At 67.2% G+C, this 14,644-nt stretch carries 11 protein-coding genes; 6 read left to right on the forward strand and 5 right to left on the reverse strand.

Annotated elements, in window-relative coordinates:
* Positions 1 to 5 precede the first annotated feature (5 nt).
* The 5 genes from ATL45_RS00870 to uvrA all read right to left on the reverse strand — a co-directional run bounded on the left by ATL45_RS00870 (position 6) and on the right by uvrA (position 7,288).
* Positions 6 to 452 carry an SRPBCC family protein gene (locus tag ATL45_RS00870; protein ID WP_093159836.1) on the reverse strand — a complete coding sequence of 149 codons (447 nt, stop codon included), beginning with the start codon at positions 450 to 452 and terminating at the stop codon, positions 6 to 8.
* A 286-nt stretch (positions 453 to 738) separates the two neighbouring features.
* On the reverse strand, positions 739 to 1,584 hold the full coding sequence (locus ATL45_RS00875) for an SMP-30/gluconolactonase/LRE family protein (RefSeq protein ID WP_093159839.1): 846 nt from the start codon (positions 1,582 to 1,584) through the stop codon (positions 739 to 741).
* A 96-nt stretch (positions 1,585 to 1,680) separates the two neighbouring features.
* Positions 1,681 to 2,571, reverse strand: coding sequence for a helix-turn-helix transcriptional regulator (locus ATL45_RS00880; RefSeq protein ID WP_093159841.1), 891 nt, complete (start codon positions 2,569 to 2,571; stop codon positions 1,681 to 1,683).
* Positions 2,572 to 2,777: 206 nt separating this feature from the next.
* Positions 2,778 to 4,265 carry an alanine/glycine:cation symporter family protein gene (locus tag ATL45_RS00885; RefSeq protein WP_246025098.1) on the reverse strand — a complete coding sequence of 496 codons (1,488 nt, stop codon included), beginning with the start codon at positions 4,263 to 4,265 and terminating at the stop codon, positions 2,778 to 2,780.
* A gap of 161 nt (positions 4,266 to 4,426) precedes the next feature.
* Positions 4,427 to 7,288, reverse strand: a complete 2,862-nt coding sequence (gene uvrA / locus ATL45_RS00890) for an excinuclease ABC subunit UvrA (RefSeq protein ID WP_093159843.1) — start codon at positions 7,286 to 7,288, stop codon at positions 4,427 to 4,429.
* A gap of 321 nt (positions 7,289 to 7,609) precedes the next feature.
* Between uvrA and ATL45_RS00895 the strand changes: the two genes are divergently transcribed.
* The 6 genes from ATL45_RS00895 to ATL45_RS00915 all read left to right on the forward strand — a co-directional run bounded on the left by ATL45_RS00895 (position 7,610) and on the right by ATL45_RS00915 (position 14,639).
* Complete coding sequence (locus ATL45_RS00895) at positions 7,610 to 8,359, forward strand: maleylpyruvate isomerase family mycothiol-dependent enzyme (protein WP_093159846.1); 750 nt, start codon at positions 7,610 to 7,612, stop codon at positions 8,357 to 8,359.
* Positions 8,360 to 8,864: 505 nt separating this feature from the next.
* Entirely contained in the window at positions 8,865 to 11,561 is a 2,697-nt protein-coding gene (locus ATL45_RS38240; protein WP_143121781.1) for an NACHT domain-containing protein, read from the forward strand.
* Between the two features lie 140 nt (positions 11,562 to 11,701).
* A complete protein-coding gene (locus ATL45_RS00900) occupies positions 11,702 to 12,901 on the forward strand; it encodes a cation:proton antiporter (RefSeq protein ID WP_093159848.1) in 1,200 nt (399 codons plus the stop codon).
* Positions 12,902 to 13,025: 124 nt separating this feature from the next.
* On the forward strand, positions 13,026 to 13,526 hold the full coding sequence (locus ATL45_RS00905; RefSeq protein WP_143121782.1) for a DUF7144 family membrane protein: 501 nt from the start codon (positions 13,026 to 13,028) through the stop codon (positions 13,524 to 13,526).
* 61 nt (positions 13,527 to 13,587) lie between these two features.
* Positions 13,588 to 14,265 carry an MBL fold metallo-hydrolase gene (locus tag ATL45_RS00910; protein WP_093159853.1) on the forward strand — a complete coding sequence of 226 codons (678 nt, stop codon included), beginning with the start codon at positions 13,588 to 13,590 and terminating at the stop codon, positions 14,263 to 14,265.
* Positions 14,262 to 14,639, forward strand: coding sequence for a DUF4440 domain-containing protein (locus ATL45_RS00915; protein WP_246025099.1), 378 nt, complete (start codon positions 14,262 to 14,264; stop codon positions 14,637 to 14,639). Before ATL45_RS00910 ends, ATL45_RS00915 begins: the two co-directional genes overlap by 4 nt.
* Positions 14,640 to 14,644: the final 5 nt, after the last annotated feature.

Here is a 14,644-nt window from a genome sequence, read left to right on the forward strand (position 1 = left end):
CGGGATCAGCCCCGGTTCTCCTCGACGTGGGACTTCAGGCGTTGCAGGGTGGCTTCGATCGAGCGGAGGTTCTGCCCGGGCAGTCCGGTCCGGGCGACCAGCTTCGGCAGCATCGCCGCGTAGTCGAAGGTCTCGGTGACCCTGGTCGCGGAATCGCCCTCCGGCTCCAGCTCGTAGCGCCAGCGGGCGGGCAGCATGTGCCGCCAGGCGATCAGCCGGTTCTCCTCGTACTCCACCACGGTGTTGGTGATCCGGTAGCCGATGCCCCGGCGCATCCGCATGCCGAACTTCGACCCGAGCACCAACCGCTCCGGTCCGCTGATCTCCCCCTGCACGGTGCCGGAACCATCGATGACCGAATGCTTCCGCGGATCGGCCAGCACCGCGAACACCGCCTCGGCCGGAGCGTTCACGACCGTGCTGCTGGACACCGAGAACTCGTTCTGCGCCATGCCACCGAACCTAGTGACCGCCGATAACGAACCGGGCACGGCCGCGATCCTTCACTCACCCCGCCGCCAGAGCTGGAGACGTCCGGCGTTCGCGTCGAACGTGGTCCACGAACCGCGTCCGTCCGGGAGCGGCAACTCCTCGATCGCCCGGCGAGAACTCCGTGCGGCGACTCGTGAACGACCACGTCGGCGCCCCCGTCGCGCCAGCGGCCCCAGCCGATCCCACCGCCGCACTCCCGCCGGTGGTCCACTCGCGGCGCGGGCGTGGCCCGTCCCGCGGGCCGTGTCAGCGCCGCTGCAGCTCCGCGATCAGCAGGTGCGAGTCGTTCCCGACCAGGTTGGCGCCGTTGGTCACATAGGCCCGATCTCCTCGAACGACGACGGCCGTGGTCCCCTGCATGCCGTCCTCGGCGTCCAGCAGGGTCTCTTGGGCGCCGTCCGCGCCCACCCGCACGAGCTTGCTGGTCTGGTTGATCGCGGCGAGGATCTCGGTGCCCCGGCCGGCGCCGCCGCCCTCGGTCACTGGGAAGCGGACGATGGTGCCGTGGTCGGAGTTGCTCGCCCACACGGCGCCGTCGTGGACCTTCAGGCCGTTGGCGCCGAAGAAGCCACCGGGCGCCAGGGCCGGGTCCGCCGACCACACGGTGGCCTCGCCACCGCGCAGCGGGGCCTGCCAGATGCGCCCGCCGGTGGAGTCGGTGACCAGGAAGCGATCCCGCTCGCCGTCGATGACCAGTGCGTTCGGCATGGTGTCGGCAGGCAGTGGCACGACCAGCCGGGGCTCACCGGAGCGACGGATCTGCCAGATCCCGGTCAGCCCGCCCTGCCCGGCGGAGTAGAGGAAGTACACGGCGCCGCTGTCCGACCGGGCGACCCCGGTGACCACGGGGATCCCGACGACCGGGGTGGTGCCACCGCCGCCCGGGGGCAACGGCATGGTGACGAGGACCTGGACGGCCCCGTCCGGCGCGACCCGCACCACCTGGCGGGCGGGGATCATGCCGATGACCGCGCCGCCGCCGGGTTCCAGGGCGATGCTCTCGGCGGCCTGGCCCGCGGCCCGGTCGAAGTGAGCGAGGACGTGCACGTCGCCCAGGCGGGTGCCGGCAGCGTGGTCGGGCTGGGGAGACATGTCTTCCTTTCGGTCGTGCGGGATGGGAAAGCATCCGGGCAGGACGCGGCACCCGGTGGCCCGCGCGGGGCTGTCGGGTGTGCCGATGGTGCCGGGCTAGTCCGGGAGGTGCCGGTCCGTCCGCGCTTCGCTGCGCGGGTCGGTCCGGGACGGGGTGAAACGTTCCTGGCCGAGCACGGCCAGCAGCTCCAGCTGCGAGACCGCGGCGCTGCCCGGCGCGGGTGAGTAGACGATCAGGCGTTGGTCCTGCCGGGCCGTCGCGAGGATGTCGAAATCCAGCTCGATGAGTCCGACCGCGGGGTGCAGGATGCGCTTGCGGTCGCTGCGACGGACCACGACGTCGTGCCGGCCCCAGAGCTCGGCGAACTCCGCGCTCTCCGCGCGCAACGCCCCGACCAGCTTGCCCGCCATGGGATCAGCCGGACGGACGGCGAGGGTCGCACGCAGGTCGTCCACCTGTGCACGGCTCTCGTGCTCGTGGTCCTCGGCGGGATAACGCCCGCGCATCTCCGGGTCGGTGAACCACCGGTAGGTGCAGCTGCGCGCGAGGCCGTGGAAATGGGCCTGCTCCCCCAACAGCGCATCCGCCATCGGGTTCTGGGCGAGCACGATGTTCAGGTCGGAGGCGATCAGGGCGGGCAGGCCCGGCAACCCGTCCAGCAGCCGGAGGAGGCCGCGGCTGACGTGCTCGTCACCACCGATGCGAGGCGGAGCGTGGTGACCGGCGAGGCGGAAGAGGTGGTCGCGTTCGTCGATCGTCAACCGCAGCGCGCGGGCCAACGCGGTGAGCATCGTGAGCGACGGTTGCGGTCCGCGTCCCTGCTCGAGCCTGGCGTAGTAGTCCGGTGACATACCGGCGAGCTGGGCGACTTCGAAGCGCCGAAGCCCCGGTGTCCGACGTCGCCCCCCGGCCGGAACACCGACGTTCTCCGGCTGGAGCAGCGCACGTCGGCGCCGGAGGAAGTCTGCGAGTTCGTTCCGTTCCACGCTCCCAGGATGAGACTCGCGCGGCGGGACAACCAGGACTCGTCGATACCACCTTCATCGGAGGAACTCGCTCCCTCGGAGTGTGCGCGAGGGCAGCTCGCCGAATCCGGCCTGATCCGGGTTCCGGTACCGCGATTCACCCGGTGCGGAAACGAAACCGCGGGCGGGCGCTCCCGAGGAGCACCCGCCCGCGGCTCGGTGCGAGATCAGCTGGCCGAGGTCCTCTCCGGCTCGGTGGCCTTGGGCTCCCAGCACTCCACGCCGGTCAGCTCCGGCAGGCGGTCCCGGGTGAAGACCGGGTCCAGGCCCTGCTTGCGCTGCTCGTTGTAGTCCTTGAGGAGCTTGAACGCGATCGCGCTCAGCGGCGCGATCGCCGCCAGGTTCACCAGCGCCATCAGGCCCATCGTGGTGTCGGCCAAGTTCCAGACCAGGTCCGAGGAACCGATCGCGCCCAGGAACGTCACCACCAGCACGACCCAGCGGTAGCCGGTCAGAACCGCGCGGTTCTGGGTCAGGAAGCCGACGTTGGACTCGCCGTAGAAGTAGTTGCCCAGCACCGAGGTGAACGCGACCAGCAGGATGATCAGCGTCAGCAGGTGCAGCGACCAGTTGCCCAGGTTGAACTGCAGGGCTTCCTGGGTCATCGTCGGGCCGCGGTTCTCGCCGTAGGTCGGGTTGGACAGCAGCACGATGAACGCCGTGGTCGAGCACACCAGCAGGGTGTCGACGTAGACGCCGAGGGTCTGCACCAAGCCCTGCTTGACCGGGTGGCTCACCGAGGCGGTGGCACCGGCGTTCGGGGCCGAACCGAGACCGGCCTCGTTGGAGAACATGCCGCGCCGCACGCCCTGCACGATCGCCGCGCCCACACCACCGGCCGCCATCTCCTCGAAGCCGAAGGCGTTGGCGAAGATCTGGCCGAACACGCTCGGCAGCGCGTCGATGTTGAGCACCACGATGACCAGGCCGAGGATCATGTACAGGCCGGCCATGAACGGCACCAGCAGCTGCGCGACGTGCGCGATGCGGCGCACCCCGCCGAAGATGACCGCGGCGGTCACCGCCACCAGGGCCAGGCCCAGCACCGGCTCCAGCCAGCTCATCCCGGTCGCGCCGGTGGCCTCCACCGAGGTCATGATCGCGCCGACGATGGTGTTGCTCTGCACCGCGTTGAACACGAAGCCGAAGGTGACCGTGATGACCACCGCGAAGAGCACGCCCATCCACTTGGCGCGCAGGCCGTGCAGCATGTAGTAGGCCGGGCCGCCGCGGAAGCCGGACTTGTCGCGGACCTTGTACAGCTGGGCCAGGGTGGACTCCACGAAGCTGGCCGCACCGACGACCAGGCCCATGATCCACATCCAGAACACCGCACCGGGCCCGCCCAACGCGATCGCGGTGGCCACGCCAGCGATGTTGCCGGTGCCGATCCGGGCGGCCGCGGAGATCGCGAACGCCTGGAACGACGAGATCGCCTTCTTGCCGTCCTCCGCGGTCTCGGCCTTGCCGACCATCGCGCGGACCATCTCCGGGATCATCCGGATCTGCACCGCGCCGGAGCGGAACGTGAAGTAAAGGCTGAGCACGGCCAGCACTGGGATGATCAGGTAGAGCCAGAACGTGTCGTTCAGCGCGACGATCGCGTCGTTGAGCGCTTCCACGTAGAACCTTTCCGCAGGGGTGGTGCGGAGCATCGACGTTCCCGCGCACGCCGAGGTCGACGCGCCCGCCAAAGATCACCGCTCGTTTCGGTCGGCACAGTCTGTCCGATGGTTGGGCGCAGCGCCCCGTGCCGTGGCGGAAAGGTTACAAAACGGGGCCCGCGCCGAGCGGCGCAGGGCCCCGTTTTCGCAGATCAGACCTCTGCCAGCACCGGCGCGAGGAATCGGCCGGTGTGACTTTCGTCAGTGGCCGCCAGGTCCTCCGGAGTGCCTTCGGCCACCAGCATGCCGCCGCCGTTGCCGCCTTCCGGACCCATGTCCAGCACCCAGTCCGCGGTCTTGATCACGTCCAGGTTGTGCTCGATCACGATCACCGTGTTGCCCTTGTCCACCAGGCCGTTGACCACGCCGATCAGCTTGCGGATGTCCTCGAAGTGCAGCCCGGTGGTCGGCTCGTCGAGGATGTAGACCGTCTTGCCGGTGGAGCGCTTCTGCAGCTCGCTGGCCAGCTTCACGCGCTGCGCCTCACCACCGGACAGCGTCGGCGCCGGCTGCCCCAGCCGCACGTAGCCCAGCCCCACGTCCACCAGCGTCTTGAGGTGCCGGTGGATGGCCGTGATCGGCTCGAAGAACGTCGCGGCCTCCTCGATCGGCATGTCCAGGACCTCGGCGATCGTCTTGCCCTTGTAGTGCACCTCCAGGGTCTCCCGGTTGTACCGGGCGCCCTTGCACACCTCGCACGGGACGTAGACGTCGGGCAGGAAGTTCATCTCGATCTTCAAGGTGCCGTCGCCCGCGCAGGACTCGCAGCGGCCGCCCTTGATGTTGAAGGAGAAGCGGCCCGGCTGGTAGCCGCGCACCTTCGCCTCGGTGGTCGCCGCGAACAGCTTGCGGATGTGGTCGAACACACCGGTGTAGGTGGCCGGGTTCGACCGCGGGGTGCGGCCGATCGGCGACTGGTCGACCTGCACCAGCTTGTCCACGTGCTCCAGGCCCTTGACCCGGGTGTGCCGCCCCGGCACCTGGCGGGCGCCGTTGAGCTTGTTCGCCAGCACCGACGCGAGGATGTCGTTGACCAGCGTGGACTTGCCCGAACCGGACACACCGGTGACCGCGGTCAGGCAGCCCAGCGGGAACGACACGTCGATCTTGCGCAGGTTGTGCTCGCGCGCGCCGACCACGGTCAGCTGGCGCTTGCGGTCGGGGACGCGGCGCAGCTCCGGCACCGGGATCTGCTTGCGCCGGGCCAGGTAGGCGCCGGTCAGCGAGTTCTTGTTCTCCAGCAGCTTCTTGTAGGTGCCGCTGTGCACCACCTGGCCACCGTGCTCGCCCGCGCCGGGGCCGATGTCGACCACCCAGTCCGCGCTGCGCACGGTGTCCTCGTCGTGCTCCACGACGATCAGCGTGTTGCCCAGGTCCCGCAGCCGGCTCAGCGTCTCCAGCAGCCGGTGGTTGTCGCGCTGGTGCAGGCCGATCGACGGCTCGTCGAGCACGTAGAGCACGCCCACCAGGCCCGATCCGATCTGGGTGGCCAGGCGGATGCGCTGCGCCTCACCGCCGGAGAGCGTACCGGCCGCGCGGTCCAGCGACAGGTAGTCCAGGCCCACGTCGAGCAGGAAGCCCAGCCGTGCCTGCACCTCCTTGAGCACCGCACCGGCGATCATCTGCTCGCGCGGCCCGAGCACCAGGCCGTTGAGGAAGTCCGAGCACTCCTGCACGCTCAGCGCGCTGACCTCGGCGATGGACAGCTCGCCCGCGTCCGCGCCCGCCATGGTCACGGCCAGGATCTCGGGCTTGAGGCGGGTGCCGTCGCAGGCCGGGCACGGCACGTCCCGCATGTAGCCCTCGTACTTCTCGCGGGCGAAGTCGGACTCGGTCTGCTCCAGCCGCCGCTCCAGGAACGGGATGACGCCCTCGTAGTTGGCGTAGTAGGAGCGGGTGCGCCCGTAGCGGTTCTTGTAGCGGACGTGCACCTGGTCGTTGCTGCCGTGCAGCACGGCCTTCTTGACCTTGGTGGTCAGCTGCCGCCACGGGGTGTCCATCCGGAACCCGATGGACTCCGACAGCGAGGTCAGCAGCCGGGTGAAGTACTCCGCGGTGTGCCCGCCGGCCCACGGGGCGATCGCGCCGTCGGCCAGCGACAGGTCCTCGTCGGGCACCACCAGCTCCGGGTCGACCTCCTTGCGGATGCCCAGCCCCGCGCACTCCGGGCACGCGCCGTAGGGCGAGTTGAAGGAGAAGGAGCGCGGCTCCAGCTCGTCGACGCCCAGCGGGTGGCCGTTCGGGCAGGCCAGGTTCTCGGAGAACTTGCGCTCCCGGCCCGGGTCGTCCTCGTCGAGGTCGATGAACTCGATGAGCACCAGCCCGTCGGCCAGCCGCAGCGCGGTCTCCACCGAGTCGGTCAGCCGCTGCTTGGCGCCCGCCTTCACGGTGAGCCGGTCCACGACCACCGCGATGTCGTGCTTCTCCTGCTTCTTCAGCTTCGGCGGCGCGTCCAGCGGGTGCACCACGCCGTCGATGCGGGCGCGGGCGTAGCCCTGCGACTGCAGCTGCTCGAACAGGTCGACGTACTCGCCCTTGCGGCCGCGCACCACCGGCGCCAGCACCTGGAACTTGGCCCGCTCGGGCATCTCCAGGACCTGGTCGACGATCTGCTGCGGGGTCTGCTTGCTGATCGCCTCCCCGCAGGTCGGGCAGTGCGGTTTGCCCGCCCGCGCGTACAGCAGGCGCAGGTAGTCGTAGACCTCGGTGATGGTGCCCACGGTGGACCGCGGGTTGCGGCTGGTGGACTTCTGGTCGATCGACACCGCCGGGGACAGGCCTTCGATGAAGTCCACGTCGGGCTTGTCCATCTGGCCGAGGAACTGCCGGGCGTAGGCGGACAGCGACTCGACGTAGCGGCGCTGCCCCTCGGCGAAGATGGTGTCGAAGGCCAGGCTCGACTTGCCGGAGCCGGACAGCCCGGTGAACACGATCAGGCTGTCCCGGGGCAGATCGAGGTCGATCCCGCGCAGGTTGTGCTCACGGGCGCCGCGGACGACGAGGCGGTCAGCCACAGTGATCCCTTCGGAAGTACTTGCGTTGAGGTCGACGCGCGCCGCTGCGGGCCGGGCGCGAGAACCCGGTCTTCGACAGGTCGCGACGTCGCGTCGCCCATGCTATTCGGGGCCACCGACAGTCCCGGATCGCCTGCGCCCCACATCCGGCGCAACCCCGGATCTACACCCGATCGTGTGACATCCGAAGCGGTTGGCCGACGACACTCCCGACGATACGCAAATTCCCCCGGATTGGGCACTGTTGCCCCTGTGGCCTGCGCAATTAGGCTCGATACTTCCCATCGCGCTCCGCGCACCCCTCCCTCCGAGAGGTGAACCATGGCTGACACCGTCCTCGGCACCGGCGCGCAGCTCGCGCGCGAAGTAACCGACCAGCTGGCCGCGGTGGAGCGCGCCACCGAGCGGCTGCTGCGGACCGTCGGCGGCCTGGACGAGGTGTCCGTGCGACAGCCCAGCCTGCTGCCCGGCTGGAGCCGCGCGCACGTGATCGCCCACCTGGCCCGCAACGCCGACGGGTTCGGCAACCTGCTGATCTGGGCCCGCACCGGGATCGAGCACGCGATGTACGCCAGCGGCGACGACCGGGACGAGGCCATCGCCGAAGGCGCCCAGCACAGCTACCGCCTCCTGTACGAGGACCTGGCCGCCTCCTGCGACCGCTTCGCGCACGCCGCCCGGGAGCTGCCGGAGAGCGCGTGGAACGCCGAGATCGCCGACGCCGTCGGTGATCCGATGCCCGCCCACCACATGCTGCGGCTGCGCCTGCTGGAGGTGTGGGTGCACCTGGTCGACCTGGACCACGACGTGGACTTCGCCGACATCCCGCCGCGCGACGCCGAACAGCTGCTGGAGGACGTCGCGCAGCAGTTCGGCGGCCGCCCGGACGTCCCGGCCCTGGCGGTGGAGGTCGACTTCGGCGACCACCGCCGCACCTGGGAGCTCCGCGGCACCACGGCCCCGCCGAGCCGCGTCAGCGGCGAACCCGGCCCGATGCTCGGCTGGCTCCTCGGCCGCACCGACGCCTCGGACCTCCACGGCGAAGCCCCCGACCTCCCCGACTGGCTCTGACCTCTACCTGCTCAAGTGCCCGACCACCCGTTTTGGCGCCCTTCAGCACCCTAACGATCACATTGCGTTCTGGCCGATCACCCGAATAACGGACACCCACACCTCCAGGCAGCGCATAATGACCACCGTTCGGTGATCAAGCCCACAGTGGCTGGTCGCGTAGCCCCGTACGACGATCGGATGGACCGTGTTCGGCTCAGCCCCGAGTGTCTACCTGCGCCTCGAATCCGCGTACAGGTCGACGCCACCCGAACAGCAAGTCAGCACGCACGTCGGGATCGCGTGTCTCGACTTTCAGCTACGCTTCCTCTGCCTGCTGTCGGCAGCAACCCTCAAACAGCGGCACACGACAAGGCTCCGCAGACAGCCAGGTCTCGGGGAGTTCATTGCGTACCTCCGCAAGGCACACAACACGCTCGCCGGAGACGGGACAATATTGGAGTCCCGCCTTCGTGATGGACTGGCGGCCATATTAGGACACATCGACAGCGGTGTTCCAGGAACTGTGGAGCTTCGCACCTTCAAACAGCTCCGGGACCACATCAGCCACGGCGGCCCAGAACCCGATAACCCAGAATGCAAGGCTGCAGTCAACAGCCTCATTCAGGCAATCTCCAGCCAGATCACATCAGTCCTCACGGACTTCGAGATTCGCTTCACCAGCGAGCATCCCGACGTACATAGGCCGTCCTTAAACTTTAGTAACGACGCGATTCCCCTATGGCCATTATTCTACGCTGACAGCGACGGAAACCTGTGCCTTTTCGCGCGATGGCGCCCAAATAAGGCACCCAGCTACTTGTGGCCCAATGCCGGTGTACACCGCCAATGCCCCGAGGACGAAGCAACCAGAAACGCCCTCCATGACTTTCTCACTCCACCCACTTCGGACAACGCCGCTTTAAGATACGCCCAGGACATCAATAACGATCTTGCCGGTTTCGTCGAACGCGGCGAAGAACCACAGCTGTCCGAGAGCGACGACATTGTCTACACCTGGCGTAAAGCAACTAGCGAAGGAACAATCCAGAGACGTGACCATTTCCGCCTTGGTCCCAATGACGAACGTCAGTGGCGATCACCCGCAGGTTGGGTTACATACCAGCACTACTTGCGTGAGCTAGCCAATTGGAAAATGGTAGCACGCCGCCTGAGCTATAGCTTCCATAGCATCGACAAGCGACTTGTGGACGATGAACGAACCAGGCTCGGCTGGTCGGACAGCGGGTCGATCCACCCGGTCAACGCAACAGTAAATGTGACAGATCTCGACCGCGAAGCGCCTTCGACCAAGAACTTCTCCGACCTGATAAGCAACGTCGACCGGGATGTAGATTCAAACCGTGGAACCCCATTAGTCTACTTCATTACCGGCGAAGCAGGCATCGGAAAAACCCGTGCCATGGTCGATGCAGCAAAAAAACGTGCCGCAGAAATCGCCGACTCACCGGATAAAGCCCCAAATAAACCTCTCTTCCTCTACGTTCGATCCACCGGGCAAGTTCTCGATCACCTTCAGACCGTCATCAATGCAGCCGTTAACGCCACCCAGAACCTTAATGACGAGTCAGTCAAAGCACTTTGCCGAAACGGGCTCATGGTCCTCCTCATCGACGGTTTCGACGAACTGCTAGGCGGAAGTGGATATGCAGACGCCGTCGGCTCTCTCGCACCCTGGCTCGAAGCACTTGGCGGGCGCGGTGTTGTCGTGGTGTCTTCGCGCTCGTCGTACTATCTCAACCAGTACAGGTCAAGCCTGCAGAAGAGCATCTCCAAAAATAGGCCCGTTGACGCGCGCCACCGGATCGCCGAGATCCAACCGTGGACTCAAGAAGAGGTGACAAATTTCGTACGCTCCTACGGAATCGATAAGTCCGAAGTCTTCAGGCTAAATGAACAGGACAGAGAGCTCCTGCATCTCCCATTTTTTGCCCGCGCATTTGTGGAAATGCGACTGAGTGGCGAGGTTGACGATTGGCAGGCAGAATCGCTGCCGGAGCGTCTGTTAAGCCAGTACTTGCGCCGGGAAGAGAGTAAACTCAACTCCGACGGAAGACATACCGCCCTACTCGACCAGCAACAGCTACGGCAAACATTTCGCAACATCGCTGAGATCATGGCCCAGTCCGGGGAACGGGAGATTGACCCCAGCGATCTCGAATACGCCGCCGAAATGGTGGTCGGCGACCTAGAAGGGCAAGAGAGGCTTCGAAGTCGACTCACGGTACTCTGCGGACTCAGCGTGGACGCACACGATGGCAGCTCGACTCCACGGCGCTTCACTTTTCAACATGAATTGTTCTACGACCAGTTCCTCGCAGATGCCATCGCTCAGTACCTTCCGGCACAGGGTCAAGGCCATTTCGCCAGGATGTTGCGTGAGTCGCACTGGCGCCCAGCTACCGTAAACGCACTTATTCGATCAGGAATCGATCAACTGCAGGAAGCGCTGGAATCACTGCAAGAGCGGGATCTCTTGGAACGAGATGGCAACCGATCCGAGATCGCTTCGTCAAACCTCGGCGCCCTATGGGCGGCCATGATCTCCAACACAAAACGTTTCCCGCATTCCGTACTCCACGGCGCGACCTTCGAGGTGCTCGACCTTCGCGATGTCGACTGCCAGGATGGCGTGCTCCGCGACTGCGTCGCAGAGGAGCTTATGCTTCCTTCTTCGCTACACTGGGACCTCACGCTCGACGAAACACAAATTGGACAACTTACGTTAGGGCGCGCCGACCTAGACCTCTCAACCCTTCGGTTCGCCAATTCAATCAACGTAAAACAAATGCTGCTCGCAGGTGAACTGGCCTACAGGCCGGGCGATATTCGCAACCGGCTGCGCGAACGCGGCGTCGAATCGATCCCCGCCGACCCGCGCGACAGCCACAATGAACTTGCCGAATCCACAGAGCATTTTCTGTCCAAGCTGGAACACGGAGGAGAGAACTCCATCATAATCCGCGAAAGCGATTCCCAGCCGGCTACCGGCCACAAGAAGTGGACTCAACACTACGGGCCCGACCATTGGAAGTCTTTCATCAAGCAGTTAGAACAAGCCGAATTGGTGTCCATCGAACCCATGCCCGCCAGCGGAAGCAAGAAGCTGCGCATTCGCTTCCAGGTTACCCCCAAGATTATCCGCGAGAACACAACCGGTGATGATCGGGTACACGCATTTTGGGAGCAGATAAGGGCATGAGAGCTTGACGTTCGTCGATGTGTTCATTCGGCCTCGGACTGGGTCTGATCTACACCCGTCCGCGTGACGTTGATCAGCGATCGGGCCAAGGGCGGCTTAGGTTCCCCGGCGACCTCGGTGGTTGACCCGGTGGAGGACCGATGCCGCAGACCGCGCTGGTGAGCTTCGCCGTCATCGTGGCCGCCACCACGATCGCGCCGCTGATCACCGATCATGTCAAGCGGTGGATCGCGATCCCCTCGGTCGTGCTGGAGATCCTGCTGGGCATCCTCATCGGCCCGCAGGTGCTCGGCTGGGCCGGCGTGGACGACGTGATGGGCTTCGTCGCCGACTTCGGCCTGGCGATGCTGATGTTCCTGGCCGGCTACGAGCTCAAGATCGACGAGGTGCGCGGCAAGCCGATCCGGCTGGCCTCGGCGGGCTGGCTGATCTCGCTGGTGCTCGGCCTGGGCTTCGGCGCGCTGGTGCACGGGTGGGCGTTCGCCTCGCTGATCATCGGCCTGGCGCTGACCACGACCGCGCTCGGGACCACGCTGCCGATGGTCCGCGACGCCGGGCTGCTGCCCACTCCGCTGGGCGCCCGGGTTCTCGCCGTGGGCGCGGCGGGCGAGTTCGGGCCGATCATCGCGGTGGCGCTGCTGTTCAACGACCAGGACCCGGCGCGCACCGTGCTGTTCCTGCTGGCCTTCGGCGTGGTGGCGGCGCGGCTGCTGTGGGCGGCGGCGAACCGCAGGTCGGGGCGGATCAGCAGGCTGGTGCGCACCACGCTGGGCACCAGCGTCCAGTTCGCCGTGCGGCTGTGCATGGTCGTCGTGGTGTTCATGCTGTGGCTCGCCGGAACCCTCGGCCTGGACCTGCTGCTCGGCGCGTTCGTGGCGGGGCTGGTGGTGCGCCTGTTCCTCGACGCGGGCGATCCCGAGGAGGGCGCGGTGGTGGAGAGCAAGATCGAGGCGATCGGCTTCGGGCTGCTCATCCCGTTCTTCTTCGTGGTCAGCGGCATGCGCTACGACCTCGACGCGCTGCTGGCCACGCCGAGCGCGATCGCCCTGCTGCCGGTGTTCCTGGTGCTGTTCCTGGTGATCCGCGGACTGCCGGTGCTGGCCCTGCACCACCGCGACCTGCCGGTGCGGCCGCGCTGGACGCTGGCGCTGCTGGCCTCGGCGGCGCTGCCGCTGGTCGTGGTGATCACCACCATCGGCACCGAGGCCGGTCTGCTGCCGACGAGCACGGCTTCAGCCATGGTCGGCGCGGGCATGCTCAGCGTGCTGATCTTCCCGCTGATCGCGCTGCGGCTGGTCCGCGACGAGCAGCCGCACCCCGCGGATCCCGAACTCCGCTGAACCCGGAACTCCGCTTCCGTCATCCAGAAGGAAGCCGGGCGGCAACGCGTCCGGGCTGCGCCGTTCGCCCGATCGCGCGACATTGGCAGCGGAAGTCGTCGAGTTCGCAGAGGGGGCGCTCACGATGTCCAGTCCGCAAACCGGACCCGGCTCCGGCCAGCACGGGGCCGAGGCGAAGCACGCCGAGGAGCAGAAGCAGGCTCCGGAGCAGCAGCAGAAGCAGTGGGCGATGACGTCCGCACCGGAGACGACCGCGATGTCCGGCTGGCTGACCTTCGCCGGTTCGCTGATCCTGCTGGTCGGCATCTTCAACATCATCGAGGGGCTCACCTCGCTGTTCCGCACCGATTACTTCATCGTCGGCGAGGGCCAGCTGCTGGTCTTCAACTTCGCGACCTGGGGCACGATCCTGCTGGTGCTGGGCGTCCTGCAGGTGGCCACCGGCGTGGGGTGCATGTACGAGCAGACGTGGGCCCGCACCAGCGGTATCGTGCTGGCCGCGCTGTGCGCGATCGGGCACCTGGCGTTCCTGGCCGCGTTCCCGCTGTGGTCGCTGCTGGTGATCGCGCTGTCCGTGCTGGTGATCTACGGCCTGGTGGTCCCGGAGAAGAACACCGCGTCCTGACCGGGTCGACACGCGCACCGCCGCGCGAGGTGACCGGGCAGCAGTCTCTAAGCTCGGCGGCGTGGAGATCGAAGCTGAGTACACGGGACACGTCGAGCCCGGTGGGAACCCGGCTCGCCGGGAGCTGGCCGCGCTGACCATCACGAAGATCTCGGTCGGCCCGATGGACAACAACGCGTACCTGCTGGTGTGCCGCAACACCGGTGACGCGCTGCTGATCGACGCCGCCAACGAGTCCGAGAAGCTGGCCGACCTGCTCGGCCACGACGACCAGCGCCCCCGGCTGCGCACCATCGTCACCACCCACCAGCACGCCGACCACTGGCAGGCGCTGGGCTCGGTGGCGGGCCAGACCGGGTGCTTCACCCTGGCGCACCCGGCCGACGCCAAGCCGCTGCCGGTGCCGCCGGACCGCCTGGTCGAGCACGGCGACACCATCGCGGTGGGCGACTCGGAGCTGTCGGTGATCCACCTGCGCGGCCACACGCCGGGCTCGATCGCGCTGCTCTACCGCGACCCGGCGGGCCACCCGCACCTGTTCACCGGTGACTCGCTGTTCCCGGGCGGGGTGGGCAAGACGACCTCGCCGGAGAACTTCCGGTCGCTGATCGACGACGTGGAGAACCGCCTGTTCGCCGAACTCCCCGACGACACCTGGTTCTACCCGGGCCACGGCGACGACTCGACGCTCGGCGAGCAGCGCCCCCACCTCGCCGAGTGGCGCGAGCGCGGCTGGTGAGCGACGTCCCCGCAGAGGTCCAGCGCCTGCACCGGGTGCTGGCGACCTGGCTCGGTGCGGACTGCGACCCCGCGGTCCTCACCGAGTTCCGCGATTCGCACGCCGAGGACTTCGCGCTGATCACCACCGAGGGCGCGGTGCTGACCGCCGAGGAGCTCTTCACCGCGCTCGCGGGCGCGGGCAACTCAGCGCCGGGCCTGGCGATCGAGGTGGACGAGATCGCGATCGTCGCGGAGAGCCCCGAGTTCACCGTCGTCCGCTTCCGCGAAGTCCACCACCACGACGGCACCAGCACGACCCGCCGCACCACGGCGGTCCTGCGCCGCACGCCCGACGGGCTGCGCTGGCAGCACGTGCACGAGACCGCGATCTGATCCAC

Origin of the sequence: Saccharopolyspora antimicrobica (genome assembly GCF_003635025.1) — a bacterium.
Classification (GTDB): domain Bacteria; phylum Actinomycetota; class Actinomycetes; order Mycobacteriales; family Pseudonocardiaceae; genus Saccharopolyspora; species Saccharopolyspora antimicrobica.